Consider the following 24,210-nt stretch of genomic DNA (forward strand, 5'->3'; position numbering starts at 1 on the left):
CACACGCCTCTCTGAATTCTCATCCGGCGCTCCATTCACAGCTACTTCCGATGAATGCCGATCACCTCATTCGTACCTGAGCGCGTCGATCGGATCCGTCCGCGCGGCCCGCCAGGCCGGATACAGCCCCGCGAGAATCCCGACGAGTATCCCCACGGCGATGGCGATCGCGACGTACTCGAGGGGGTAGACCAGCGGGAGATCGACGTACTGCGCCCCGAGATAGCCCCCGATGAGCCCGAGTGCCGTTCCCAGGACTGCACCGATCACACCCAGAATCACCGATTCGGTCAGGAACAGCCCGAGCACGTCGCGGTTCTGCGCGCCGACGGCTTTCATGATGCCGATCTCGCGGGTCCGCTCGGTGACGCTGACGAGCATGATGTTCGCGATCCCGATCGAGCCGACGAGCAGGGAGATGGCCGCGATGCCGACGATGAAGTTCCGCAGGAGATCCAGCACGTCCTGGAGCTGACCGAGCAGTTCGGTACTCGTCTGAAACTGCACCTCGAGGTCGTCGCTCAGGAACTCGCTCGCATCGGAGGCGTCGCTCTCGAGGTAGTCGGTCGCGCTCTCGCGGGCCGCGTCGATGTCGGACTGGTCGGCGGATTCGGCCTCCACGATGATCGCCAGAAACCGTGCGTCACTGCTCGTGTCGCCCCCGCTGCCACCGCTCCCGTCACCGGCGCTTCCGTTACCGGTGCTTTCGTTGCTGGAACTCTCGTTTCCACCGCTTCCGTTGCCGTCGCTCTCGGTTCCGCCGCCGTTACTCTCATCGTCACCCCCGAATCCCAGCCCGACTGCCTGTTCGGCGTAGTAGGGATCAGTCGGCACGTAGACCCGCGGCGAGGACTCGAACCCCTCGAACGGACTCAGTCCCTCGCTGGTATCGGTGATACCGACCACCTCGAGCGTCGTCTCTTGGCCGCCGAGGATCGTCACCGTCAGTTCGTCACCGACGCTGACGTTCTCCTCGAACTGGCCCGCCGCTGCGGGGTTGATCACCGCCTCGTGCTCGCCCGTTTCGAACTGCCTGCCCTCGGTCAGCCGCTCCTCGCGGATGTACGACGGCCCCGACGCGATCAGCCCGTTGCCCTGTGCGACCTGCTCCTCGCCGTTCGAGATCGCCTGCGTCTGGATCGTCGCGTAGCCGTAGGCCGCCTCGACCTCCTCGAGGTCCTCGACCGCCGCGAGGTCGTCCGGTGTGAAGACGGGCTGGGCGCCCGCCAGCGGGCCGCCCTCGGTATCGGGTTCGGCGGCCCAGCCGTAGACGTTGCGCTGGTCGTCAGGGCTGATGTCGCCGATCACGCCGGCCTGCAGGCTCGCGCCCAGCGTGACGAACGTGATCACCGCCGCGATGCCGATCACGATTCCCAGCGTCGTCAGCGCCGACCGAAGCCGGTGGCCGCGGATCGACCGCCACGCGAGCCGTAGGCTCTCGAGCGGGTTCATTCGGCGTCGCCTCCGCCGTTCCGCCTTCCCTCGCGTCCCGTTCCCCGACCCGCCGCCGATCCCGCCCGCGACTCGCTGCTCCCCTCAAGGTCCTCGATCCGTTCGATTTTCCCGTCGAGCAGGTGGACGATTCGGTCGGCCCGCTCGGCGACGTGGCGCTCGTGGGTGACGACGAGCATCGTGGTCCCGCCACCGTGGAACTCGTCGAAGAGGTCCAGAATATCCGCCTCGGTGTCGGTGTCGAGGTTCCCCGACGGCTCGTCGGCCAGCACGATCGCCGGGTCGTTGACCAGCGCCCGGGCGAGCGCCACCCGCTGGCGCTGGCCGCCCGAGAGTTCGTTGGGTTGGTGATCCGCTCGATCGGCCAGGCCGACGCGCTCGAGCAGGGCACGCGCACGCTCGCGGCGCTCGGATCGACCCACGTTCTGAAACAGCTGCGGTAACGCCACGTTCTCGACGGCGTTCAGTCGCGGCATCAGGTTGAACGTCTGGAAGACGAACCCCACTTCGGTCCCCCGCAGGCGGGTCCGTTCGCGGTCCCCGAGCGCCCCGACCTCGCGACCCCCGACGACGACCGTGCCCTCGGTCGGCGTATCGAGACAGCCCACGAGATTCATCAGCGTCGATTTGCCGGAGCCGCTCGGTCCCATGATCGCGGTGTAGGATCCCTGTGGGACCTCGAGGGAGACGCCATCGAGTGCGTGGACCGGTTCGCCGATGCGGTAGGTTTTGCGGACGTTCGAGAGGGAGACGGCCGTGTCCGAAGTCGCCATGCGCGTTCGACCACGGACGATTCAAAAAAGGTTCGGCGCGGCGGCAGCCCGCAAGCGGTCACGGACCACGAACTGCCGGTGGCTTCGCTACCACTCGCTACTGACCGTTCCGTCCTGTGTCGGATCTCCACTCGTCACGTCGTTACGGACAATGACGTAGACGATGAGGGCGACGACTCCCACGGGGAGAAGCAGAAACAGTAATGCGGCGATGCCGATCGACCACAAGAGTTCGTTGTTTTCGCGCTTTGAAGCGTCCTTATACACCCAGTAGCCGCCGATGGCGGCGATGATAATCCCGATTACCGTTCCGATGAGGATGATCGTCGGGTCGAGGGCGGGCGCTTCGCCGCCGGACTGCAGCGGAAGGAAGGCGAATTGCAACATTATCTCACCCGCCTTGAGCGGTCGATCGTTCGGACACGGGACCATCGGTGTCGGTCGATACCGGCTCGACCGACGGGACGTGGAGTACGTTCGTTCATTGTGTCACTCTCCAATTGATATACAATAAACACTAACTAAAGATCTTTCCATTGACAGCATGCCGGGTCGCCACGATATTAGTGGCGAGTACGGCCGGTCGTCCGTCGCATCACCGTTTACTGAAGGCCGAGGGTACAGGTGTCGTTACGTTTCCCTCGTGTCGCTGCTTCCCTAGCCGATGAGGTAACATATTTGTACCTAGAAAAACTATCTTACTTGAACAGTGCCCTCCATAGACATCTCAGACGTGACGAAGCGATACGGTACCGAAACGGCCCTCGAGGGATTGGACCTCACCGTCGAACAGGGCGAAATATACGGTTTTCTCGGTCCGAACGGCGCGGGAAAGTCGACGACGATTAATCTCGTGCTGGATTTCATTCGGCCGACCCGGGGTGAGGTGCGCGTCTTCGACCTGGACGCCCAGTCCGACAGCCTCGAGATCCGCAAGCGGACCGGCATCCTCCCCGAAGGTGCCGAACTGTACGACCGCCTGACCGGCCGTCAGCACGTCAAATTCGCGATCGAATCGAAACGAGCCGACGACGATCCCGACGAACTCCTCGAACGGGTCGGGCTCTCGGCCGCCGACGCCGACCGGAAGGCCGGCGGCTACTCGAAAGGGATGGCCCAGCGACTCATGCTCGCGACGGCGCTGGTCGGCGAGCCCGACCTGCTGATCCTCGACGAACCCTCGACGGGTCTCGATCCGAACGGTGCCCGCGAGATGCGCGAGATCATTCGCGAGGAGAACGCCCGCGGCGCGACCGTCTTCTTCTCCTCGCACGTCCTCGGCCAGGTCGAAGCGGTCTGCGACCGCGTCGGCATCCTCCGGGACGGCGACCTGATCGCCGAAGACACCGTCGAAGGGCTCCGCGACGCCACGCCGGACCAGACCCGGCTTCGCGTGACCCTCGACCGCGTCCCGGACGACTCCTCGGCCGCGCTCAAGGCGGTCGAATCGGTCGACGGCGTCTCGTCGGTGACGCCCGAGGGCCGAACCATCGTCGTCGCCTGCGAGGACCGGGCGAAGACGACCGTGTTGCACACCATCGAGGAGTACGGCGTGACCGTCGAGGACTTCGAAACCGACGAGTCCTCGCTCGAGGACCTGTTCATGGCCTACACGTCCGATTCGGCCGATAGTACGGGGGTGGTACAATGAGTTCGATCGTCGTCGCGAAGAAGGATTTCCGGGACGCCATGCGATCCCGCGTGCTGCTCGGTCTCATCGCCGTCTTCTCCCTGTTTACCGTTGGCGGGGCGTTCCTCGCGTCGCGGCTATCGGAGCTGTTCGACTCGGGTGGCGGCGACACGACGATGGATCTGATCCTCGCGTTGCAGACGCCGGCGGGCTTTCTCGTTCCAGTTATCGCCCTGGTCGTCGGCTACGGTGCGATCGCCGGCGAGCGAGAGAGCGGAAGCCTGAAGTTCCTCCTCGGACTGCCACACCGCCGCCGTGACGTCGTCTTGGGGAAGGTGCTCGGCCGAACGGCGGTGGTGGCCGTCTCGATCCTGATCGGCTTCGGTGTCGGCCTGATCGGACTCGTCGCCTTCATCGGTGAGGTCTCGATCGTCGACTACGTCACATTCACACTGGTGACGGTGCTGTTCGGGTTCGTCTACGTCTGTATCGGCGTCGGCATCTCCTCGATGACGCGATCGACGACAAAAGCCGCGATCGGCGCGTTCGGACTGGTCGTGCTGTTCTGGTTCCTCTGGAGCTTCCTCGCGCAAGCGCTGCTCTACGTCGTCGAAGGCGAGTTCTTCCCCGACACGTTCCCCGACTGGTTCCTCGCCATGAACTCGTTGACGCCCGACGCTGCGTACGGCTCCGCGATCGCTGCCGTGCTCAGTGACAATCAGTTCACGGTTGCCAGCACCTACGAGACTGCGGGATTGACCGACGGAACGCTCCCGGTCGTCGCGGAGCCGTGGTTCGGCTTCGTTCTGCTGGCGATCTGGGCGCTCGTCCCGCTCGGATTCGGGCTCTGGCGGTTCGATCGCGTCGACCTCTGATTGCGTCGCCGAGCTACAACGTTTTTCCCGTCGCCGCCCGCTTTGACACGCATGAAGACGGAGGGTGGCTCCACCGACGCGAAACGAGACGCCGGCGAACGCGCGGCCGAGGAGGCCGAAGACGGATTCGTCGTCGGCCTCGGTACCGGTTCGACGACCGCTCACGCGATACGGGCACTCGGCCGCGCCGTCGACGATGGCCTCGAGATCCGCGGGATTCCGACCTCGTTCCAGTCCCGGGAACTGGCCCTCGAGGTCGGAGTTCCACTGACGGAACTCGACGCGGTCGACGGCGTCGACCTCGCGATCGACGGCGCGGATCAGGTAGTCGACGACCCCGATGTGACGGCCCACGGCGCGCTCATCAAGGGCGGCGGTGGGGCACACGCGCGCGAGAAACTCGTCGATGCGGCCGCGGACCGGTTCATCGTCGTCGCGGATCCCTCGAAGCTGAGCGATCGCCTCGAGCGCCCGGTCCCGCTCGAAGTCCGCCCCGACGCCCACACGGTCGTCGCCGAGCGGATTCGGGAACTGGACGGCGAGCCGACGCTCCGGGACGCCGAGCGAAAGGACGGTCCGGTCGTGACCGACAACGGGAATCTGATACTCGACTGCGCGTTCGGCCCGATCGACGACCCCGACGCGCTGGCGACGCGGCTCTCGGGGATTCCAGGCGTCGTGGAACACGGCCTGTTCGTCGGACTGGCCGACGCGACCTACGTCGGCACCGAGGGGAGCGTCGAGGTGCGGCGCTACTGACGCGGGGCTACTGAACTATCTCTCACTCCGTCGTCTCCCGGCGGTTACCCGCCGCGTTGCGTGGCGCATCGACCGGCCGCGAGAACAGCCCGGCGATCAGATAGACGGCCCCGAGCAAGCGAGTTGCGGGTATCACCCATCCCTTTAGCTCGAGGTCGTCGGGGTTCTCGTAGGCCGCTCCGAGACCCCAGTCGACGACCGTTCGCGGGAGCAACGCCATGAGACAGCCGCCGATGACGATCCCCGTCTCGATACCCGCCGGCACCCCATCGTCACGGGAAAGCAGCCAGACGAACACCAGCCCCTCGAGTCGCGCGATCGGGACCGTCCACGGTCGTAATCTGCCCTGATCGGGGGTCTCGAACGCGAGTCGTTCGCCGAATTCGATGACCCGGTCGGGGGCGATCACCTCGAGCAGGGCGAACCCAATTGCCAGTGTTCATTTCGTGGCTCGCATCGTTTCTGTATCGGCGTTTCAATTTCAACTCGAGCGGAGACGAAGCCGGGACGACGACTGGTCCGATTCGTCATGCGTCTGGTCAGTCGTCGTCTCCGTGTCGGTACTTCGGGAGAGCAGCGTGACGGTCAGGTAGAGCACACCCAGCAGGCGCGCCGCGGGCTCCACCCACGGGCGTAACTCGAGGTCGTCGGTGTTGACGTACACGAGGTGCTGACTGAGCCTGATGATCGGCCGCGGGACGAGCACGAGCGCCAGCCCGGCGAGTCCGAGACCAGCGGTGACCAGTGTCGATCCCTCGCGGCCACGGACGAGCAACCAGACGAAGAGCAACCCCTCGACTCGAGCGCCCGTTAGCGCCAACGGTCGTCGCTGGGTCGCGGCGGGGTTTCGCAGGCCGATTCGCTCGCACAACCTGATGATTGGCTCCGGTGTGATGATCTCGATGAGTCCGAAGGCGATCAGGAGTCTCCGTAGCATCTCCTGGACGTATCACGGCGTGGGACAAAAAACTCGAGCCGGCAAGCAGGGGGTGATCACTGAACGCGAACCGGCTCGGCGCTCGCTACCGGTTGCCTGCGACAAGCATCGCTAGTCGACTTGTGTCCCTAAAAAACCGCTCAGATAGCGTGCTTTACAGGTCGCGGGGCTGGACCGTCTTCCGGTCGTTAGCCTCTGCGCGTCGGGCGGCGTCGTCGAGCAGCTCCGAGACTTCTTCGTCGAGTGCGTCGTAGAAATCCGAGGCGACGTTTTTGTCATCGAGCGCTTCCTTTACGGCGGCTTTGACGATAAGGTCTGCCATACGATGTATCCGTTTCGCGTTACCCCATATAAGATTTCTGCTTAGAGATGGAAATACGGGGGTTGCAGCGGTTGATTCGCCCGTTTCGACGACCCAAACCACCGGAAAGTATATGTCTGATGAATGGCGGACACGATTTCCGACGCTATCGAACCGGTGGATCCGGCTCGCGCGCGGTCCTCCGGGGCTCGCGCGCACGTTCTGCGATCGGGGGATCGGCGGTTCCGGTTCGTCTCGAAATCGGGTCGACGGATTCGAGTACGTCGGTCGCGGAGGACGAGTATGCGCGAACTGCTCGAGGCCGTCGCCGACGGCTCGCTGTCGCCGACGGCAGCCGAAGCTGAGCTCAGGGGATACGTCACCGAGGAGGCGGGTCGATTCGACGCGACCCGCGACCGGCGTCGGGGCATTCCGGAAGGGATCTTCGCCGAAGGAAAGTCAGCTTCACAGGTCATTGCGCTGGCTGAAACCGCCCTCGAGACGACGGGTCGAGCGTTGCTCACCCGCGTTTCCGACTCGCAGTTCAACGCGCTCGAGGCCCATCTCGACGAGACGGTTCCGGAGGCGACGATCGACCGCCGAAGCACGACTGTCCGCGTGACAACGTCGTCGTCCGATTCGCCGTCCCTCGACGCGACCGTGGGAATCGCCACCGGTGGGACGGTCGACGGACCGGTCGCCGACGAGGCGGAACTCGTCTGTGTGGACGCCGGCGCGACGGTCGATCGAGTCGACGATATCGGCGTCGCGGCGCTGTCTCGGACCCTCGATCAGCTCGATCGATTCCGCGAGGCGGACGTACTGATCGTTGTCGCCGGCCGAGAGGGGGCGCTGCCGACCGTCATCGCAGGCCTCGTCGACACGCCGGTCATCGGCGTTCCCGTCTCGAGCGGCTACGGTCACGCCGGGAACGGCGAGGCGGCACTCGCCGGGATGCTCCAATCCTGTACCGTGCTGTCGGTCGTCAACATCGACGCGGGGTTCGTCGCCGGTGCCCAGGCGACCCTGATTGCGCGGGCGATCGACACCGCTCGTGACTGACACGCACACCTAGTTACGGAAAAATAGTTTCCACTATCGAAAACTCACACAGCGTTTGGGGAAGGATATTTAACCGTTCACCCGGTACGTTCGAGTACCGGCTTCGGCCGGTGTGACCAATGCCCAAGTGTGACCACTGCGGCGCGCACGTCTCCGAACGGTTCGCACGCGTCTTCGCCGACGAATACGGTGAGATCCACGCCTGCGTCAGCTGTTCGGCCAACGCCGGAATCGCGGAGGCCGCGAAAGAGCGCGCTCGCGGAACCTGACGATCGCGACCAACACATGACCAACAACCACGCGTCCCACCGGACCTGACGCTTTTTACGCGTCCCCGCCTGACCACGAGCGATGGCCGATCACGTCGTTTACGTCCTCGAGTGCGCCGACGGCTCGCTCTACACCGGCTACACGACCGACCTCGAGCGACGCGTCGCCGAACACGACGCCGGCGAGGGCGCGAAGTACACGCGCGGGCGAACGCCGGTCGAACTCCAATACCACGAGCGGTTCGACTCGAAGTCGGCCGCGATGTCCCGCGAGTACGAGATCAAGCAGTTGCGTCGCACGGAGAAAGAACGGCTCGTTGGCCTCGAGTGAGCGCCGCTTTCCCAGTTCCACGTGGTCGCAGGTCGGCGATCCGCTCTCAGCGCTATTATCTCTGTTGTCTTGTCCGAAAAATAGATATGTCGATAGAATAATAGTCATCTCGAGATGCAAATCGATGTCGTCGACGATCTCAGACAGCCCGAATACATCGGTGAGAACCGCTGTGAACCGTGTACCGTCCTCAATCTCATCATCGCGGCGGTACTCGGCTCCATTATCGCACGGAAATCCCGCCTCGGCGGGCTCCTCGCCGTCGGACTCTCGGTCGCGCTGATCTACCTCCGGGGATATCTCGTCCCCGGAACGCCGACGCTGACCAAGCGATACCTCCCGCCCGCAGTCCTGCGCTGGTTCGGCAAGGACCCCGAGCCCGCGGTTGCCAGCGGTCTCGGTGGCGCCGCATCTGCGGCGCCGACCGACATCGCTGACGGGGACCGTGGCCGGTTCAACGCCGACTCGAGCGCGGACAGCGACGTGGGTGTCACCAGTTACGACGAGGGCGAGCCGCTCGAGACCGACGGCAGTGAGAGCGCCAGCGATTCGACCGAGGCCCACACCGAGCCGACTGTGGCCGACGAGCCGGCTCCCGTCGACCTCGAGACGCTGTTTCTCGAGCACGATATCCTCGAGCCCTGTGCCGATCGGGACGATCTCTGTCTCACCGCGGACTTCGAGGCCGACTGGTTCGACGAGATTAGCGACCTCAACGAGTCGGGTATCGACGTCGCGGCGGCCGTCGACGCGTTCGGATTCGATGCTGACCCCGACGAGTTCGACCTCGTCGAACGGGACGAGGCCCGGCGGCTACTCTCACCGTCCGGTGCTGCGGGGAACTGGCCGTCCCGGGCCGCCCTGCTCGCCGACATCGCGGCCAGCCGGTCCCTCAAGTCGTGGCTCGCCGAGTGGACGGCGTACCCCCCGGAGACGAAAGGCGAGGTGCTCAACGGCCTCCGGATGTTCCTCGAGACCTGTCCGTCCGGCGGCGACGTGCGGATGGGCGAGGAGGTCGTCGAATCCTGCTGTACGTCTCACGAGGTTGTCGCGGTCACCTGCGAGGAGACGGGTGAACGGCTCTTCGAACAGCGACTCGACGGCGTCGATGTCTGAGTCCGTCGGCGTCCGGCACCGCCGCTCGACTCGGCAGTTCAGTCGTCAGCCGCCGCAGATTGCGACGACGTGACGTTGGGGTCGATGAACGCGTATTCGACGAGCATCCGGCCGAGTTTCTCCACGCGGTCTCGGAGGGCGGGGTCGCGGAACCGACGGTCGTCGATCGCGTCGGGATCGGTTTCGAACTTTTCGGACGCGTTTCGAAGCCCGACCTGATGCGGGAGGACCCAGCCGTGGACGCCGCGAACGGTGATCCGCAGGTGATCGAGCGTTGAGCCGTAGCTCCCGCCGCCGGCGGTCGCGAGCAGGCCGACGGTGGTGTCCTCGTACTCGTCGAACCCGCAGTAGTCGTGGAAGTTCTTCAGCGCTCCCGAGTACGAGCCGTGATAGACCGGAGTTCCGAGGACGACGGCGTCGGCCTCGCGGACCGGCCGCGTCGCGGCCTCGGCGTCGCCCTGATCGCGATCGTTGACGTCGGGGTCGTAGACGGGGAGGTCGTACTCCCGCAGGTCGAGCAGCGTCGTCTCGGCGCCGGCCTGGTCGGCCGCCCGGAGGATGTACTTCAGCGCCGTCCGCGTGTAACTCTCCTCGCGAAGGCTGCCGCTGACGGCGACGACGGAGGGGGAGCGCGTCATACCCCGGCGTACGCGACTGATTCGGAAAACGCCGTTGCAGTCGAACCGACGGCCGACTCGAGTCACTTCGCCGCCACTGCTTTTCCGCCGCTAGCGTCGCTTTTTTCGCGACCGCCGATGACCACCGCGTATGGAGACGATCAGTTTCGGTACCGACGGCTGGCGGGCGACGCTCGAGGAGTTCACGACCCCGCGGGTTCGAATGGTGGGGCAGGCGGTCGCCACCTATCTGGCCGACCAGGGGCTCGAAGGACCGGTCGCGGTCGGGTACGACGCCCGGGAGACCTCGCGCGGGTTCGCCGAGGAACTGTCGCGCACGCTGTGTGCGAACGGATTCGACGTGTTGCTCGCCGATCGGGACCGGCCGACGCCGCTGGTCGCCTACGCCATCGCCGATCGCGACCTCGCGGGCGGACTCGTCATTACGGCCTCGCACAATCCGCCGGAGTACAACGGCGTCAAGTTCATTCCCGAGGACGGTGCGCCGGCCCTGCCCGCCGTCACCGACGCCATCGCGGAGCGACTCGCCGAGCCCGAGCCGCTCCCCGAGGACGAACACGGAACCACTCGAGAGGTCGACTTCGCCGAGCCACATGCCGACGCCGCCATCGAACTGGTCGAGTCGATCACCGGTAGTACCGACCTCTCGGCGCTGACCGCCGCCTACGACGCGATGCACGGCAGCGGTCGCGACACGACCGATACCCTGCTCGAGCGCGCCGGCGCCACGCTCGAGCGCTATCGCTGCGAGCGCGACCCCGAATTCGGCGGCGGCTCGCCCGAACCCGCCGCGGAGAACCTCGGGGATCTAATCGCGGCCGTGACGGACGACGAGAGCGACGTCGACCTCGGGATCGCCAACGACGGCGACGCCGACCGAATCGCCGTCGTCACGCCCGAACGCGGCTATATCGACGAGAACCTGTTTTTCGCCGCGCTCTACGACTACCTGCTCGAGACGGAGTCGGGCGCGGCAGTCCGGACCGTTTCCACGACGTATCTGATCGACCGGGTCGCGGAGGCCCACGGCGAGTCCGTCCGCGAAGTCCCCGTCGGCTTCAAGTGGGTCGCGGAAGCGATGGCCGAGGGCGACGCGCTCGTCGGCGGCGAGGAGTCCGGCGGGTTCACCGTCCGGGGCCACGTCCGCGAGAAGGACGGCGTCCTGATGGCGCTGCTCGCGAGTGCGATGCACGCCGCGGAACCGCTGGACGATCGCGTCGATCGGCTGCTCTCCGAACACGGCACCGTCGTTCAGGACAAGATCAGCGTCGACTGTCCCGACAGCGAGAAGCAGCGGGTGTTGACGGAGCTCGAGGACGAGATCCCCGAGACCGTGGCGGGAACCGCGGTCGAGGATATCAACACCGCTGACGGCTTCAAACTCCTGCTGGCCGACGGTTCGTGGTTGCTGGTCCGTCCGAGCGGAACCGAGCCAGTGTTGCGGGTCTACGCCGAGGCTACAGACGAGGATCGAGTTCGGGAATTGCTCGAGGCGGGTGAAGGGTTGCTCGAGCCGCTCGTGTAAGTCTCTGAGTACGTAGAATCCGTCCTATCGTCTCGATTACGACCGATAGAATGCAACTTAACTGCCTCGTAGACGTGAATGGTGCATCCGGTCTGAGAGTAGAACGATAACAGAGAGCGGTCGGCTATCGTGGCAACAGGGAATAGCCACGCCCTCCCCAGCCGATTCGCTCGTTCGCTATGCTCACTCGCTCATCCCTCGCACGGCTTCGAGCCGCGGCTCATTGGCATTCACCACGGCCCAGCGCGCGCCACCGCACGCCGGTTGGTCAATTCGGAGTGACAGTCGATAAACTGTACTGAGCGTTCAGCGGGTATTGAAGGAGTCTAAACGGTTCTCTGTACTCCGTCGTCCCTAGTCCACTCGCTCCGCCGGCACGCCGACGACGGTCGCACCCGGTTCGACGTCTTCGGTGACGACCGAGCCAGCGCCGACGGCCGCGTCCTCGCCAATCGTAATGTCGCCCAGCAGCGTCGCGTTCGCGCCCAACTGTGCGCCGTCTTCGATCGTGGGATGGCGCTTGACGGGTTCGTTGGTGTCGCCGCCGAGCGTAACGCCGTGATACATGTGGACGTCGTCGCCGATTTCGGCCGTCTCGCCGATGACAACGCCCATTCCGTGATCGATCGTGACTCGGCGGCCGATCTCCGCGCCCGGATGGATCTCGACGCCCGTCAGCAGGCGCACGAGGTGGGAGAACAACCGCGCGAGAAGGCGGCAGCCACTGCCGCCAGCCCAGCACCGGTGAGCGAGGCGATGTCCCCAGACCGCGTGGAGCCCCGGATAACAGAGCAAGACCTCGAGCCACCCCTTCGAGGCGGGGTCGCGCTCGTGCATCGCTCGCACGTCCTCGCGGATGCGCCTAAACATCGCCCTCTGTCGTCACCCGCACGGAACCGGTCGCGACGCGACGCTGCGTTCGGGTCGACTGACCGGACGACCGACGACACCGGTCCACGGCGCGACGAGGATAGTTCCTGTCGGGGCACGCGGTGGAGCCGGTGGATACCATACCCGAACGTAGCAGTGGGGTGAGTGTAAAACGATTCGTTTCCGCGGTCTTCCGCTTGCTCACTTGCCACGAGCCAGTCGCGTCCCGATGCAGTCGGGCAGTCCGGCCTCGCTGACCGCCTCCTGTACCGCCTCGATATCGTACTCGACGCGGTGGGTCTCGACGGTCAACGCGTCGAGATCGACCACGGCGTAGCCCGCTCGCGGATCGCCGTCGCGGGGCTGGCCGACGCTACCGGGATTGACGACGATCCCCTCCGCGAACCGTTCGACGCCTTGCACGTGGGTGTGGCCGAGCACCAGGACGTCCTCCTCGCCGAGCAGCCGCGGCGAGAAGTCCCTCGGATACGTGTATCGCGTGTACCGGTCCGGATCGTCGGGATGTCCGTGGACGAGTTTCACTCGGTCGTCGCATGCGAGGCGCTCCGCTGGAAGCGACCCGAGCCACTCGAGCTGCTCGTCCGACAGCTCCCGTTTCGCGTATTCGACGCCTGCCTTGGCCATACCGTTGAATCGGAAGGGGGTGTCCGCGACGACGGCAGCGTCGTGGTTCCCCACCACCGTCGGCACGTCCCGCGCTCGCAACTCGTCGACGCAGTCGGCGGGCCAGGGGTTGTAGCCGACCACGTCGCCAGCACAGAGGAGCTCGTCGACCGGGGGCATGTCCTCGAGGACGGCCTCGAGGGCGACCCGGTTGCCGTGGACGTCCGAGATGAGTCCGACCTTCATGCTCGGGGATAACAGTCGCAAGCGGTATGTAGGTTATCCGGCGGCAACCGCTTCGTCGGTACTGGCTGGAGAGCCAGCGAACGCCCGGCCTGAGAAACGGTGTACTGCGTCAGTCACCGATATATCACTTGTCTCCTACAGATGGACACTAAATACAGAGAAGGGATTCAGCAAAAGGATGGATATACTACTCGTTCCGCGTAAAAGATTTATTATGTTATGTGTTGACACACTACATGGTAGTTTCGAAATGGCCGAACAATGGCAACTCGAGGGGGATTACGTCGAAGCCTGCAACTGCGACGTCACGTGCCAGTGCATCTGGCTGGAACCCCCCGACGATAACGTCTGTACGGTGTCGTTAGTGTGGCATATACGGGACGGGCGGTACGGGGACATCGACCTGAGCGATTTGTCCGTCGGTATGCTCGTCTCCACTGAAACTGGCGTCATGTTCGCTCCCGATACCGGGTGGAACGTCGTGCTCCTCATCGACGAGGCGGCCGACGACGACCAGCGGGCCGCACTCGAAGACATCTATTTCGGACGTGCCGGGGGTATCTTCGCCCCAGTCGCCGACACCCACGTGGAAAGCGCCGAGGTCGCAACCGTCCCCGTCACTTTCGACCGGAACGGTGCGGACCTCTCCGTGGAGATGGGAGACGTCGTCTCCATGGCGGTCGTCGGGAAGCGGGGCTTCAACGAGGACCTCGGCACCATCTCTCCCCATCCGCTCACGAAGAGTCGGGAGATGCAGACCGGAAAGTCGACGACAGCCACTGTCACCTACGACGACGAGTTCTCGTGGGACGTCTCGGAGAACAACTCGTACTTCGGTGACTTCGAGCTGGCGAACGCCTAACGATCTCACGTATACCGTTGCCAGTTCTACTATGCGAACGCGTGAATCGCTCCGGAAGCGATTCACCCGCCGACGTATTCCAGCCGTCGCGCTCGTCACGTACGTGATTGCACTGCTCGCGTGGGCGGCGATCATCGGCCGCTGGTTCCCGATGCCGGAATCAGCACGCGGATCGCAGCTGTCCGACCCCGGAGCACCGGAGACGATGGCGCTTTCGAACGGTCCCACCGGTGTCGCTCTCTATCTATTCATGTGGGGCGCGATGATGATCGCGATGATGTACCCGTCGTCGGTACCCCTCTTCCGGCTGTACTACGGGACGCTCGAGGAGACGACGAAAGCGGGAAGATGGGCGCGGGTAGCGGCGTTCATGGGAACGTACGCGCTGATGTGGATGCTAACGGGAGTCATTCCGCTCGTCGTCAACGTCGTGGTTCCGATCGCCGCCATCGCGCGCGAGCACGGTACTCTCTTAGTTGGCAGTGCGCTCCTGCTGCTGGCGGTGTATCAGCTCTCCCCCTACAAGTACCGGTGCCTTCGGTATTGTCGATCTCCGCTCGGTTTCCTCATGGGACACCACCGGCCGGGGATTCGCGGTGCCGTGCGAATGAGCTGGCAGTTCAGCGTCTTCTGTATCGGGTGCTGTTGGGCCCTGTTCGCGTTCGTGGTGGTCGTGGGCTCGATGAATATCGTGTGGATGGCACTGATCGCGGTCGTGCTCTCGCTCGAACGGACAGTCGCATGGGGCGAGCGACTGGCGTACGCAGTCGGCATACTCGCTGGCGCTGCCGGAATCGCTCTCATCGTGATCACCATCCCGTAGAACCATCCCGCCGCGGTCGGTGACTACCGCGTCGCACTCAGCATGACTCGGTGACGGTCATCTGTCGCTGAGAGCACCCGTTCCGACCGGTGTGTCCGCCTACCGAGCAACACAGCTAGCGAAAATACCGGGGCCTGTCTCGATCAGTCGCCGTTCTCGATCGCCGTCTCGAACCCGCTATCGGTCCGAGCCACGCCGGCCGCACAGACCGCGTGCTCGAACTCGAGGTCGTAGACCTCGCTCGCGGCCGCCGCGGCACTCCCCGCCTCGAGATCGATCGCTTCGGGCGCGTTCTTCTCGTAGGTCGCGACCAGCGTCGGTTCGTCGACGGTCTCGACGAGCAGCGCGTCTTTCCGAACCGTCCCGATCAACGCCTCGCTGTCGCCACCGATCGTCGCTGCGATCCGAGGCGTGTCGTAGTCGTCCTTCTCGTAGTCAAGCGCCAGCAGGCTCTCTGCCAGCGCGTCTCGAGCGGGGTAGCCCAACTCGAGTTTCTCCGCGATCGGATCGACGTGCGAGCCGTTGCCGAAGACGGCCGTCTCGCCCGTCGGCGTCTCGACCACCCGCAGGCAGTTGTAGGAGACGTAGGGGTTGTCCGTTGCCGGCGCGTCGTCGGTGGGACCGACGGTGAGCGCCTCGTCTCGAGCGGCGATCTCGCGATTCGGGAACGATCGTGAGGAGACGCGATACGCGCCCACCTCGGGGCCGACGACGACGAACCGTCCGACGTACATACTCGCAGGTGCGCGAGAGAACGGAAAAGGGGTATCGGTTCGCGTTCGTAGCTCGTTTTCGCCGGTGCCGTTTTCCGAACGTGCTCGCGAGGGTTTATATCGGAAGGCGCGGCGAACGTCGGTGTGACGACGGAGGAGGAGTGCCTCGAGGCGCTGAGCGGGCGGCTGAGCAACTTGGTGAGTCACCGACGAAGGCGCAGTACGAGGAATTGGGGCTGACACCGGCTTCTGCGACGATCATCCGGACGTGTGGGGGCTGGAACGACGCGAAAGAGCTGGCCGGGTTAGAAACCTCGTATTCGAGAGGGCCTCGAGTCGGGCCGAAACCCGATGATGTCGAGCTTTCCGAGGGAACGTCCTGGGAAGAGCTTTCCGTAGACCAGCGGTGGCACTATAAAAATGCTGACTGGAATACCGAGCGCTCGATCGAACGACGGGAATCACACAGAGCGTGGGCAAATGAACTTCAGCGAGCACGTGGCGGCTGTGATCGCTGTAGCGAGATGAACCCAGTCTGCCTCGACTTCCATCACGTCGACGAAGACGAAAAAGAGATGGCTGTCGGGAAGATGATCGCCTTCGGATATGCGAAGGACCGAATTCAAAACGAGATCGAGAAGTGCATCGTTCTCTGTGCAAACTGCCATCGGAAAGAACACTATGATCCATTATCGCCCTAATTACGGGCGCATCCGGATCCAATACAGGAATCCATCTATTGGTTCCGAGTCGCAATCGAGTTCGTAACACTCTAATACGGAACCCAACTATGGTGCAGTACACCGTCGGAAGCGGAACCGACGAAACATCTCAGTCCATTGGGGTAGCGGCCAATCCTGAAGCCTTCTGGGGGCTTCGACCCTGGTTCGAATCCAGGATGGACTACTTCTCTCTCGTTTCGACTCGAGCACTTTTCCAGTCCTGTCCATTGATTTCCACCCGAAACGAAGGGGTCTCACGAGTCCCGTTCCGCCACCAGAAGCCCTATCTCTCCCTCGCTACTAGAAGTCGAGTATGAATCGACGGACATTCCTCGCCGTCAGCGGGGCGACGACGGTGGGCGTGGTTGCGGGCTGTCTCGGTGGCGATAGCGACGCGACAGCAGCCAACGAATTCGACTACGAACTGTACTCGACACCCAACGGAGCCGACGTTCCACTCGTCCCGGTCCGAGACGCGTACGAGTGGTACAAAAACGACGAGGCGAAGTTCGTCGACGCGCGCACTCGGACCCAGTACGAGGAACGGCGGATCGAAGGAGCCGTCTTCTCACCGGCGTCCGCCGCCGGCGACATCGAAGACGATCCGGTCGAGGAGTGGTCGACCGATACCCGGATCGTCACCTACTGTGCATGTCCACACCACCTGTCGTCTCAGCGTGCCGCTTCCCTGATCGATGCTGGATACGAACACGCGTACGCGATCGACGAGGGACTCGGCGGATGGATCAACAGCGGCTACCCGCTCGAGGGATCGGATATCGACGCCGAATGGGAACTGTACAAAATCAACGGAACGACCGATTCGGAGTACGCCGGTGAGATGGTTCGCCTCGAGCAGGTCGAAGCGAACCGCATCGAAGTGGCGCCGATCCAGGACGACGGCTCGTACACGCTCCAGTTACACTATGCGGGGTCGACGGACTCGCAGTTCAGAGTCGAAGCGCCGGACTACACGACCGAGGGGACGCTCGAGGAACTGACGAACGAGACAGTTTCCGGCTGATCCTACGATTCGGTGCGGTCGTACGCTCCCTCCCGCTCGAGTTCCCCTCGTCTCCGAACGACATCGGGCGTCCGACAGAGCCCCGGGGCACCCGTCACCTGCGGTACCGTACAGTTGTTGCAGCTCTCACAGAGCACGCGCGGCTTTTCATCTCCCGACCCGGACTCGAGCAGCCGCGCACCCAGCCGCGGTTCGGCGTAGAAGGGACGGGCCATGCCGACCATGTCGCAGGCGGGCGTTGCGTCGCTCGCGTCTGTGCCTTCTACTCCGCTCCGCTCGCTCGAGCCGAGTAACCGATCCATCTGCCCCCGCTCTCGAATCCCGCCCTCCGCGAGGACGGGGATCGACACCTGCTCGCGCACGTACCGACAGAAATCCTCGTTCCATGCGGGTTCGAAATCGTAGTGCAGCGACTCGAGCCGGTTGCCGAGGGCGACGAGCCGCCGTCGCGCCGACCCGCCGAAGGCCGCGTCGTACTCCTCGGGAAACGCTTCGTTGTCCCACGCCCGCTCGGGATACGCCCCGCGGACGATGCTCATATCCCAGACGACCGACGTCTGAACCGGCACGACCGCGTCGTAGCCGATCTTCTCGAGCCGACGAACGATTTCGATCCCGTCCTCGAGCGAGAGTTTTCGACGAACGAGCGGCGACGGCGGCGCTGGCGTTTCGGCCGGGACTTTGGTCATCAGGGGGACGTCCCCTGCCCGCTCGCGGATCTCGTCGTGGACGCGTGCGAGAAACTCGAGGCGGGCCTCCGGCGAGCCGCCGAACTCGTCGTCTCGCCGGTTGTAAAAGGGCGAGCAGAACTGCTGAACGATTCCCATATTGGCGCCGGCGAGGTGAATCCCGTCGTAGCCGGCGTCGACGGCTCGAGCTGCTGCACGACCGAAATCGGCCGCGAGATCGTACACTTCCGCAGTCGTGAGGACGTGCGGATCGTACTCGAGGAATCCCAGTCGATCGAGCAGCCGCAACTGCCACGGCGGCTCCGAGACGGCGAGTTGCTCGAGGTCGGGATGCGCCGCGCGATACTCGGCGTGCCAGGTCTCCATACTTCGGAGCCCGCCGTGCTCGAGCTGAATGAAAATCCGGCTCCCGTGGTCGTGGATCCGATCGGTCAGTCGCGACAGTCGGTCCACGAAGTCGGGATCGTGGACGCGGGTCATCCCCGGCGCGGCACAGCCGCCGTCGCCGCGGACGATCGTCGCTCCCTGACAGATGAGTCCGACGCCCGACGCCGCGGCGGGCTCGAGGTCGTCGATCAACGTCTCGACCGCGTCGGGGCCGTTGCCCGCACACTCGAGCAGCGGCGCGCGGTAGAGCCGGTTGGGGACCGTCACGCCGCCGATATCGAGCGGGTCCTCGAGGGAGGCCATAGATAGACGTCGAGCGGATCGCACAAGAGCGTGGCGTCGACTATCGCCCGTCGACTACCGATGGTTCGACTGTCGGTCGATGTCTCGTCTTCCACGGATTCACTTCTCGACCTCGAGCAGGGCGACCCGCTCGCCGACCAGCGCCGACAGCGGCGCGTCGGTGACCCCGCGCTCGGCGTCGGTGATCTCGAAGAAATCACAGAGCGTCTCCTCATCCCGCGACTCGAGCGTCGGCTCCCGTTCGACGAACGCGTCCAGTTCTTCGAGATCCGCGAGCGCGGCCGCTTCCGCATCGTCGGTGTCGCCGTCGACGAGGACGACCGCCCGATTGTCCCCCTCGCCGACGCCCATCTCGAGCGCCCGATCGATCTGTCGGCGACCGGCGGCGTAGAGCAGAATTTCGACGGCGCGATCGCGGGCGACGTTCTCGCCGCGCTCAATGGCGCGATCGGCCAGTTCGACGGCCCGCTCGAGGTGGTGACGGTCGGCGACGTACCGCGAATCGAACGCCTGGATCGTCACGTCGTGGCGGTCCCCGATCTCGCCGATTTCGGCCACGAACGAGTCCAGATCCTCGATTTCGAGTCGACATTCGAGTAGCTCCATCAGAAGTCACCCAGGCTCGCCTGACTGTCGTCCGCGTCCGTTGGCTCTGCCGTCGTCGCGTCGCCTGCGTCGTCGCTCGAGTTACCCCCCATCTCTCCAGCGGCCGATCCGGACGGCTCCACGCCGTCCATCGAGGGATCCTCGCGGCCGGCGTTCTCGAGGATGTTTTCGGCCGTCTTCTTCCCCTTGAGCACGCTGAGAACGACGCCCTTGTCCGCGGTTCGCAGATCCGCGGGTACCTCGATTCCCGCATCGTAGAGCCGGCGAGCGCGCTTGCGGCCCACCCCGCCGACCCCGACGAGCTCGAGTAATTCCTCGCCAACACCGTGTTCGACGCGGGCGCGGGCCTCCCGGACGGCGACGGTCCACTCGCTGTCGATCTCCGCGGCGAGCGACTCGGCTGCACCGAGTAACCACTCAGCGGTGTCGACCTTCCCGCGGAGGTCGCCCGGGCCGATCTTGTACCGGTCGGTCAGTTGCTCTTCGTCGGTCTCCGCGGCCCAGTCCTCGAGCAGTTTACCCGTCTTGAGCGCGGAGAGCCAGTCCTCGAAGCGCTCCTCCTCGTACTCGCTGGGCGCGTCTCCCAGCAGTTCAGCCTCGCGCTCGTAGTAGAGTTCGCCGAATTTCTCGTCCTCGCCCGAGCGCAGGTAGAGTTCGTACATGTCGGGCGTCCGCGAGACGAGCTGGTAGAGTCCCAGCGCCGTCGGGCGCTCGTCGGCACTCTCGAGTCCGTGAACGATTGTCGCGGCGCTCATCGGATCCAGGTAGAGCCGGGAGACGGTGTGGCCGAGGCTGGTTGCCTCGAGCGTCTCGTCCCGACCGCTCTCCTCGGCGAGGTCGGCTGCAGACGTGAACGCACCTGCAGCGTCTGCATCGTCGCTATCGTCCGTTTCACCGCTGTCTCGTTCGATAAAATCGTTCGACTCGAGGTACGCCAGAACCGTGTCGGTCACCGTCTCGAGCCGACCGGCTTCGGTCGACTGGCTGGCATAGAGGGTGGCCTCGAGGAACTCGAGGAGTCCACCCCGGGTTCGGGCGAAGCCGGAGGCGATGGTCGCCAGCACGTGGGTCCGAAGCGCGGGTTCGGCTGCCAGTTTCGAGCGGACCGGTTCGGGATCGGCCCAGACGTAGCGGTCGAACAGCTCCTCGCTTTCCTCGTGGCTCTTGGCGAGCAACACGGCCTCGCCGTAGGGGTCGAGCCCCGGTCGGCCGGCCCGCCCCATCATCTGGTGGACCTCGAGGACGTCCAGGGGGGCCATCCCGCCGGCGCTGGGATCGAAGCGCCGCCAGTCGCGGACGATAACGCGGCGAGCGGGCGTATTGACCCCCGCTGCGAGTGTCGGCGTCGCCGAGATCACCTTCAGCAGTCGATCGCGGAAGGCGTCCTCGACGATGCTCCGCTGGGTGCTCGAGAGACCCGCGTGGTGGAAGGCCGACCCGCGTTCGACGGTCTCGGCAAGATCCTTGCTCGTCTCGGTGTCGCTGTCGTCTCGAATCTCGTCGGCTAACTCCGCGAGTTCGGTCTGCTCCTCGGCGGTCAGTTCGTTTCGCGAGACCCCACCCAACCGCCTCGCGGCGGCCTCGGCGTTTCGGCGGGAGTTGACGAACACGAGTGAGGAGCCGCCCTCCTGGAGGATGTCGCGGACGAGCGCGGCCTCCTGTTTCTCCGACCCCTCGACCGGCACCTCGCGAGTCGAGCCGTCGTCGAAGTTCAGCGCGTTGCCGTAGTGGACGCCCATCCGGAGGTCGATCGGCCGCCAGTCGGTATCCACGAGCGCGGCGTCGAGCCAGTCCGCGATTTCGTCGGCGTTGCCGACCGTCGCCGAGAGCGCGACGACCTGCATGCGCGGGTTGAGCTTTCGGAGCTTCGCGAGGGTTACCTCGAGCGTCGGCCCCCGATTCCGGTCGTCGATGAGGTGGACCTCGTCGCTGACGACGCAGGTCAGATCCGAGAGCCAGTCGGCCCCGTTTCGCACGAGCGAGTCGACCTTCTCGCTGGTGGCGACGATGATGTCCTTCGTCGAGAGCCAGTCGCTGGTGCTCTCGTAGTTGCCGGTCGTCACGCCCGTCGTCACGCCGAAGCGCTCGTAGGCTTCGAACTCTTCCTTCTTCTCGCTGGCGAGCGCTCGCAGCGGGACGATGTACAGCGCCTTCCCGCCGCGCTCGACCGCCGACAGCATCGAGAGCGCGGCGATCATCGTCTTCCCGCTGGCGGTGGGGACCGCGGCGACGAGGCTCTCGCCGTCGGTCGCGCCGGCTTCCACCGCCTCGGCTTGAGGCGGGTAGAGCTCCTCGATGCCCTCGTTCCGGAAGTGGTCGACGGCACCGGCTGGGAGCCCCGTCAGCTCCTCAATATTCATTACCCGTGCTTGGCGCCGTTTGCGGTTTAAAGTATCGTCTCGCTGGCTGTGGTGATCTCGAGCAGTGCGTTCGTCTGCCTCCCGATCCGTGTCGATCTCTGGCGGCTCCGTGCTTCCCTCGAGCGTTCAACATAGGGGAGTAACATATCGCTCCAGACCGACCATCCGGCATGCTGTGGCGCGCGCTGTACCGCGGCGAACCCGATGGGTGAGCTGCGGCCCGAAACTGCGCGAGGGATGAGTGAGCGCCGCAAGGCGCGAACGAATCGGCTGGGGAGGGCGTGGCGATTCCCTGCTGCCACGATAGCAGAGCGATTTTTCACGACGATCCCATCAGAAGTAGCTGTTACACAAACACGACAGTGAGAGCGATCGTTCGACGGCGATAGACCGATGGGACCGGCGACCGAAGACGACTCTATGGCCGACTCTGCCCACGTCCTCGTCCCGACGCTCGGCCGTCCGCGGGAAGACGAGGCGCTCGCGTACGCCCTCGAGACGTTCCCCGACGCCGAGATCACGCTGCTCGCGGTCGTCACGCCGCTGGACGCGCCGCTCAGCGAGGGCGGCGTCCTCGAGCGAAGCGAGGAACGGACGACGACGGCGCGGGCCAGCGCCGAGGAGGTGCTCGAGTCGGTCACCGATTCCACGGATTCCACCGATCCCGCGGCGGTAGACCGCGTTCGGATCGAGACGACCGAGGGACGACCCGGCACCGTCGTCCCGCAGTACGCGTCCGAGAAGGGGGTCGATCACGTCGTCATCTACGGCTCCCGAAGCGGGTCGACGGGGTTTCTCAGGCGGTTTCTCGGCCGCGGCATCGCCGCCACGGTGGTCGAACGCACTGCGCGGCCGGTGACGGTGCTCTAGCCCCAATTAAAACTCTTTGACAAGAGGCGAGTTCCGCTGTTCCTCGAGTTGCCAACGCTGTCGGAGACTCAGATCCCGATAGCCCTCGCGAACAGTTGATAGAGCCCGTAGCCGACGATAACCGAACTCCCGAGCGTCACCAGCCAGAAGGTGATCGTGACGCCGATCTTGCGCCGCGAGACGCCGGCCGAGCCGCCGGCCAGCCCGCCGCCGATGACCCCCGAGAGGATGATGTTGTTCAGCGAGATGGGGATCCCGAGTGCGATCGCCAGCTGCGCGATGATGAAGCCCGGCACGAGTGCCGCGATCGATCGGCGCACGCCGAGCTGGGCGTATTCCCGAGAGGTCGCCTGCAACAGCCGCGGTGCGCCCATCCAGGCGCCCGCGAGGATGCCGACCGCGCCGATCGCGAGCAGGAGGATCCCCGGCAGACCGAGTTCGGCTCGAAAGAGGTTCTCGAGCGGGCCGGTCGCGAGCCCGACCTGCGAACCGCCCGAGGAGAAGGCGACGATCCCCCCGAGGACGAGCAGGAACGAGCGGATGCCGCTCTCGACGGAGGCGCGGACCCGCTCGCGGACCCAGTAGAACGCGAGAAACCCGGCTCCGATCGTCACGAGGAGCGTTCCGAGGTCGATCCCGGCCGCGAGGGTCGGACCGCCGCCGAACGGCCGGGAAACGAAGCCGGCGAGGGTGCCCTGCTCGCTTGCGGGATCCGGAATCACCCCGAGTCGGACGTTGGCGACGATTGCGCCGACGATCCCGGCCAGCAGTGGGACGCCGACCGTTTCAGGGACGTCGTCGCGTCGCAGGACCGTCGCCGTCGCGTACGCTAACCCGCCGGACATGATCGGGACGAGCAACCAGAAGGTTCCCAGTCGGCGGTAGGTCGCCATCGCCGGGTCGCCGCCCAGCGAGAGGCCGACGCCGACCATCGCGCCCGTCGTCGCGAAGGCTGCGGGGATCGGATACCGCGTGTAGATTCCGATCGCCATGAATCCCGCCGCGGTCAGCAGACCCGCGGTGGCCGCCAGCGGCGTGATCGCGACGCCGTCGATGAGGTCCGCACCGATCGTCTCGGAGATACTCCCGCCCTGCATGAGCGCACCCAACGCCGCGAGCAGTCCGATGACGAACGCCGCCTGCATCGTCGAGATCGCGTTCGCGCCGATCGCGGGGGCGAAGGGCGGCGAGTTGCTGTTCGCCCCGAGCACCCACGCCATGAACAGACAGGTGACGATGGCGGTTCCGACGAGGACGGCGAACGACAGTGCGACCATTCCGTCTGTCACGGTTCCACGACGTAGCGGAAAAGCATTCTTGCGACCTACGCGCCGCTCTCCCATTGCGAGCCACCGCGAGTCCGATCGACACGACCGGTCGGTAGCCTCCAATTTGCGACGCCCCCCGCCGACGAGTATTGTCGGCCACTCACTCCTATTGTGA

At 65.0% G+C, this 24,210-nt stretch carries 27 protein-coding genes and 1 tRNA gene; 14 read left to right on the plus strand and 14 right to left on the minus strand.

Annotated features, from left to right (window positions below; translation table 11 throughout):
- Positions 1–66 precede the first annotated feature (66 nt).
- The 3 genes from HYG81_RS29460 to HYG81_RS29470 all read right to left on the minus strand — a co-directional run bounded on the left by HYG81_RS29460 (position 67) and on the right by HYG81_RS29470 (position 2,612).
- On the minus strand, positions 67–1,452 hold the full coding sequence (locus HYG81_RS29460; RefSeq protein ID WP_180839669.1) for an ABC transporter permease: 1,386 nt from the start codon (positions 1,450–1,452) through the stop codon (positions 67–69).
- Entirely contained in the window at positions 1,449–2,225 is a 777-nt protein-coding gene (locus HYG81_RS29465) for an ABC transporter ATP-binding protein (protein WP_180839670.1), read from the minus strand. The genes HYG81_RS29460 and HYG81_RS29465 overlap by 4 nt, the downstream gene beginning before the upstream one ends.
- An 87-nt stretch (positions 2,226–2,312) precedes the next feature.
- On the minus strand, positions 2,313–2,612 hold the full coding sequence (locus HYG81_RS29470; protein ID WP_180839671.1) for a hypothetical protein: 300 nt from the start codon (positions 2,610–2,612) through the stop codon (positions 2,313–2,315).
- A gap of 322 nt (positions 2,613–2,934) precedes the next feature.
- Here HYG81_RS29470 and HYG81_RS29475 point away from each other — a divergent pair, with 322 nt between their 5' ends.
- From HYG81_RS29475 to rpiA, 3 genes are read left to right on the plus strand one after another with little or no spacing between them, the layout of a single operon-like run.
- On the plus strand, positions 2,935–3,876 hold the full coding sequence (locus HYG81_RS29475) for an ABC transporter ATP-binding protein (protein WP_180839672.1): 942 nt from the start codon (positions 2,935–2,937) through the stop codon (positions 3,874–3,876).
- Entirely contained in the window at positions 3,873–4,730 is an 858-nt protein-coding gene (locus HYG81_RS29480; RefSeq protein WP_180839673.1) for an ABC transporter permease, read from the plus strand. The genes HYG81_RS29475 and HYG81_RS29480 overlap by 4 nt, the downstream gene beginning before the upstream one ends.
- A 51-nt stretch (positions 4,731–4,781) precedes the next feature.
- Complete coding sequence (rpiA, locus tag HYG81_RS29485; RefSeq protein WP_180839674.1) at positions 4,782–5,489, plus strand: ribose-5-phosphate isomerase RpiA; 708 nt, start codon at positions 4,782–4,784, stop codon at positions 5,487–5,489.
- 22 nt (positions 5,490–5,511) lie between these two features.
- Here rpiA and HYG81_RS29490 read toward each other — a convergent pair whose 3' ends face one another.
- The 3 genes from HYG81_RS29490 to HYG81_RS29500 form a co-directional block, all read right to left on the minus strand.
- Complete coding sequence (locus tag HYG81_RS29490) at positions 5,512–5,898, minus strand: hypothetical protein (protein WP_226375933.1); 387 nt, start codon at positions 5,896–5,898, stop codon at positions 5,512–5,514.
- A 72-nt stretch (positions 5,899–5,970) separates the two neighbouring features.
- Positions 5,971–6,426 (minus strand): hypothetical protein, encoded by a 456-nt coding sequence (locus HYG81_RS29495; protein ID WP_180839675.1) that lies wholly within the window; start codon positions 6,424–6,426, stop codon positions 5,971–5,973.
- A gap of 154 nt (positions 6,427–6,580) precedes the next feature.
- A complete protein-coding gene (locus tag HYG81_RS29500) occupies positions 6,581–6,748 on the minus strand; it encodes a DUF1931 family protein (RefSeq protein WP_008013450.1) in 168 nt (55 codons plus the stop codon).
- A 282-nt stretch (positions 6,749–7,030) separates the two neighbouring features.
- Between HYG81_RS29500 and larB the strand changes: the two genes are divergently transcribed.
- From larB to HYG81_RS29520, 4 genes are all read left to right on the plus strand, one after another.
- Positions 7,031–7,789, plus strand: coding sequence for a nickel pincer cofactor biosynthesis protein LarB (gene larB / locus HYG81_RS29505; RefSeq protein WP_180839676.1), 759 nt, complete (start codon positions 7,031–7,033; stop codon positions 7,787–7,789).
- 119 nt (positions 7,790–7,908) lie between these two features.
- Entirely contained in the window at positions 7,909–8,058 is a 150-nt protein-coding gene (locus tag HYG81_RS29510) for a DUF7563 family protein (RefSeq protein WP_180839677.1), read from the plus strand.
- An 82-nt stretch (positions 8,059–8,140) separates the two neighbouring features.
- On the plus strand, positions 8,141–8,389 hold the full coding sequence (locus tag HYG81_RS29515) for a GIY-YIG nuclease family protein (RefSeq protein WP_180839678.1): 249 nt from the start codon (positions 8,141–8,143) through the stop codon (positions 8,387–8,389).
- Between the two features lie 114 nt (positions 8,390–8,503).
- Positions 8,504–9,505 carry a DUF8054 domain-containing protein gene (locus HYG81_RS29520; RefSeq protein WP_180839679.1) on the plus strand — a complete coding sequence of 334 codons (1,002 nt, stop codon included), beginning with the start codon at positions 8,504–8,506 and terminating at the stop codon, positions 9,503–9,505.
- Between the two features lie 38 nt (positions 9,506–9,543).
- Here the strand turns inward: HYG81_RS29520 and HYG81_RS29525 are convergent, their stop codons facing one another.
- On the minus strand, positions 9,544–10,143 hold the full coding sequence (locus tag HYG81_RS29525) for an NADPH-dependent FMN reductase (RefSeq protein WP_180839680.1): 600 nt from the start codon (positions 10,141–10,143) through the stop codon (positions 9,544–9,546).
- Positions 10,144–10,273: 130 nt separating this feature from the next.
- Between HYG81_RS29525 and HYG81_RS29530 the strand changes: the two genes are divergently transcribed.
- Positions 10,274–11,668: a phosphoglucomutase/phosphomannomutase family protein gene (locus HYG81_RS29530; RefSeq protein WP_180839681.1), complete on the plus strand. Its 1,395-nt coding sequence runs from the start codon at positions 10,274–10,276 to the stop codon at positions 11,666–11,668.
- A gap of 354 nt (positions 11,669–12,022) precedes the next feature.
- On the opposite strand, the gene cysE is transcribed toward HYG81_RS29530, so the two are convergent.
- The gene (gene cysE, locus HYG81_RS29535; protein WP_180839682.1) at positions 12,023–12,538 is read right to left on the minus strand and encodes a serine O-acetyltransferase; all 516 of its coding nucleotides are present in this window, start codon (positions 12,536–12,538) and stop codon (positions 12,023–12,025) included.
- Positions 12,539–12,739: 201 nt separating this feature from the next.
- Positions 12,740–13,408, minus strand: a complete 669-nt coding sequence (locus HYG81_RS29540) for a metallophosphoesterase family protein (protein ID WP_180839683.1) — start codon at positions 13,406–13,408, stop codon at positions 12,740–12,742.
- Between the two features lie 250 nt (positions 13,409–13,658).
- Between HYG81_RS29540 and HYG81_RS29545 the strand changes: the two genes are divergently transcribed.
- Both HYG81_RS29545 and HYG81_RS29550 read left to right on the plus strand, forming a co-directional pair.
- The gene (locus HYG81_RS29545; protein ID WP_180839684.1) at positions 13,659–14,270 is read left to right on the plus strand and encodes a DUF1326 domain-containing protein; all 612 of its coding nucleotides are present in this window, start codon (positions 13,659–13,661) and stop codon (positions 14,268–14,270) included.
- Positions 14,271–14,301: 31 nt separating this feature from the next.
- Complete coding sequence (locus tag HYG81_RS29550; RefSeq protein WP_180839685.1) at positions 14,302–15,093, plus strand: DUF2182 domain-containing protein; 792 nt, start codon at positions 14,302–14,304, stop codon at positions 15,091–15,093.
- A 143-nt stretch (positions 15,094–15,236) separates the two neighbouring features.
- Here HYG81_RS29550 and HYG81_RS29555 read toward each other — a convergent pair whose 3' ends face one another.
- Complete coding sequence (locus HYG81_RS29555) at positions 15,237–15,827, minus strand: IMP cyclohydrolase (protein WP_180839686.1); 591 nt, start codon at positions 15,825–15,827, stop codon at positions 15,237–15,239.
- Positions 15,828–15,835: 8 nt separating this feature from the next.
- Between HYG81_RS29555 and HYG81_RS29560 the strand changes: the two genes are divergently transcribed.
- From HYG81_RS29560 to HYG81_RS29570, 3 genes are all read left to right on the plus strand, one after another.
- Positions 15,836–16,507, plus strand: a complete 672-nt coding sequence (locus tag HYG81_RS29560) for a homing endonuclease associated repeat-containing protein (RefSeq protein WP_226375934.1) — start codon at positions 15,836–15,838, stop codon at positions 16,505–16,507.
- A 132-nt stretch (positions 16,508–16,639) separates the two neighbouring features.
- Positions 16,640–16,712 (plus strand) — tRNA-Gln (locus HYG81_RS29565).
- Between the two features lie 129 nt (positions 16,713–16,841).
- A complete protein-coding gene (locus tag HYG81_RS29570; RefSeq protein ID WP_180839687.1) occupies positions 16,842–17,552 on the plus strand; it encodes a rhodanese-like domain-containing protein in 711 nt (236 codons plus the stop codon).
- 2 nt (positions 17,553–17,554) lie between these two features.
- On the opposite strand, the gene HYG81_RS29575 is transcribed toward HYG81_RS29570, so the two are convergent.
- The 3 genes from HYG81_RS29575 to HYG81_RS29585 all read right to left on the minus strand — a co-directional run bounded on the left by HYG81_RS29575 (position 17,555) and on the right by HYG81_RS29585 (position 21,897).
- Positions 17,555–18,931 carry an oxidoreductase gene (locus HYG81_RS29575; RefSeq protein WP_180839688.1) on the minus strand — a complete coding sequence of 459 codons (1,377 nt, stop codon included), beginning with the start codon at positions 18,929–18,931 and terminating at the stop codon, positions 17,555–17,557.
- Between the two features lie 99 nt (positions 18,932–19,030).
- The gene (gene cgi121, locus HYG81_RS29580) at positions 19,031–19,537 is read right to left on the minus strand and encodes a KEOPS complex subunit Cgi121 (RefSeq protein ID WP_180839689.1); all 507 of its coding nucleotides are present in this window, start codon (positions 19,535–19,537) and stop codon (positions 19,031–19,033) included.
- Complete coding sequence (locus tag HYG81_RS29585; RefSeq protein WP_180839690.1) at positions 19,537–21,897, minus strand: ATP-dependent DNA helicase; 2,361 nt, start codon at positions 21,895–21,897, stop codon at positions 19,537–19,539. Before HYG81_RS29585 ends, cgi121 begins: the two co-directional genes overlap by 1 nt.
- Before the next feature lie 420 nt (positions 21,898–22,317).
- Here HYG81_RS29585 and HYG81_RS29590 point away from each other — a divergent pair, with 420 nt between their 5' ends.
- Positions 22,318–22,767 (plus strand): universal stress protein, encoded by a 450-nt coding sequence (locus tag HYG81_RS29590; RefSeq protein ID WP_180839691.1) that lies wholly within the window; start codon positions 22,318–22,320, stop codon positions 22,765–22,767.
- 68 nt (positions 22,768–22,835) lie between these two features.
- On the opposite strand, the gene HYG81_RS29595 is transcribed toward HYG81_RS29590, so the two are convergent.
- Positions 22,836–24,044: an inorganic phosphate transporter gene (locus HYG81_RS29595; protein WP_180843012.1), complete on the minus strand. Its 1,209-nt coding sequence runs from the start codon at positions 24,042–24,044 to the stop codon at positions 22,836–22,838.
- Positions 24,045–24,210 lie beyond the last annotated feature (166 nt).

Origin of the sequence: Natrinema zhouii (assembly GCF_013456555.2) — an archaeon.
In the GTDB taxonomy this organism is placed as follows: Archaea; Halobacteriota; Halobacteria; order Halobacteriales; family Natrialbaceae; genus Natrinema; species Natrinema zhouii.

Coding starts and splice junctions, on each gene's coding strand:
- HYG81_RS29460 (WP_180839669.1), bottom strand. CDS start 1,452: ATGAACCCGCTCGAGAGCCTACGGCTCGCGTGGCGGTCGATCCGCGGC.
- HYG81_RS29465 (WP_180839670.1), bottom strand. CDS start 2,225: ATGGCGACTTCGGACACGGCCGTCTCCCTCTCGAACGTCCGCAAAACC.
- HYG81_RS29470 (WP_180839671.1), bottom strand. CDS start 2,612: ATGTTGCAATTCGCCTTCCTTCCGCTGCAGTCCGGCGGCGAAGCGCCC.
- HYG81_RS29480 (WP_180839673.1), top strand. CDS start 3,873: ATGAGTTCGATCGTCGTCGCGAAGAAGGATTTCCGGGACGCCATGCGA.
- rpiA (WP_180839674.1), top strand. CDS start 4,782: ATGAAGACGGAGGGTGGCTCCACCGACGCGAAACGAGACGCCGGCGAA.
- HYG81_RS29495 (WP_180839675.1), bottom strand. CDS start 6,426: ATGCTACGGAGACTCCTGATCGCCTTCGGACTCATCGAGATCATCACA.
- HYG81_RS29500 (WP_008013450.1), bottom strand. CDS start 6,748: ATGGCAGACCTTATCGTCAAAGCCGCCGTAAAGGAAGCGCTCGATGAC.
- larB (WP_180839676.1), top strand. CDS start 7,031: ATGCGCGAACTGCTCGAGGCCGTCGCCGACGGCTCGCTGTCGCCGACG.
- HYG81_RS29510 (WP_180839677.1), top strand. CDS start 7,909: ATGCCCAAGTGTGACCACTGCGGCGCGCACGTCTCCGAACGGTTCGCA.
- HYG81_RS29515 (WP_180839678.1), top strand. CDS start 8,141: ATGGCCGATCACGTCGTTTACGTCCTCGAGTGCGCCGACGGCTCGCTC.
- HYG81_RS29520 (WP_180839679.1), top strand. CDS start 8,504: ATGCAAATCGATGTCGTCGACGATCTCAGACAGCCCGAATACATCGGT.
- HYG81_RS29525 (WP_180839680.1), bottom strand. CDS start 10,143: ATGACGCGCTCCCCCTCCGTCGTCGCCGTCAGCGGCAGCCTTCGCGAG.
- HYG81_RS29530 (WP_180839681.1), top strand. CDS start 10,274: ATGGAGACGATCAGTTTCGGTACCGACGGCTGGCGGGCGACGCTCGAG.
- cysE (WP_180839682.1), bottom strand. CDS start 12,538: ATGTTTAGGCGCATCCGCGAGGACGTGCGAGCGATGCACGAGCGCGAC.
- HYG81_RS29540 (WP_180839683.1), bottom strand. CDS start 13,408: ATGAAGGTCGGACTCATCTCGGACGTCCACGGCAACCGGGTCGCCCTC.
- HYG81_RS29545 (WP_180839684.1), top strand. CDS start 13,659: ATGGCCGAACAATGGCAACTCGAGGGGGATTACGTCGAAGCCTGCAAC.
- HYG81_RS29550 (WP_180839685.1), top strand. CDS start 14,302: ATGCGAACGCGTGAATCGCTCCGGAAGCGATTCACCCGCCGACGTATT.
- HYG81_RS29555 (WP_180839686.1), bottom strand. CDS start 15,827: ATGTACGTCGGACGGTTCGTCGTCGTCGGCCCCGAGGTGGGCGCGTAT.
- HYG81_RS29570 (WP_180839687.1), top strand. CDS start 16,842: ATGAATCGACGGACATTCCTCGCCGTCAGCGGGGCGACGACGGTGGGC.
- HYG81_RS29575 (WP_180839688.1), bottom strand. CDS start 18,931: ATGGCCTCCCTCGAGGACCCGCTCGATATCGGCGGCGTGACGGTCCCC.
- cgi121 (WP_180839689.1), bottom strand. CDS start 19,537: ATGGAGCTACTCGAATGTCGACTCGAAATCGAGGATCTGGACTCGTTC.
- HYG81_RS29585 (WP_180839690.1), bottom strand. CDS start 21,897: ATGAATATTGAGGAGCTGACGGGGCTCCCAGCCGGTGCCGTCGACCAC.
- HYG81_RS29590 (WP_180839691.1), top strand. CDS start 22,318: ATGGCCGACTCTGCCCACGTCCTCGTCCCGACGCTCGGCCGTCCGCGG.
- HYG81_RS29595 (WP_180843012.1), bottom strand. CDS start 24,044: ATGGTCGCACTGTCGTTCGCCGTCCTCGTCGGAACCGCCATCGTCACC.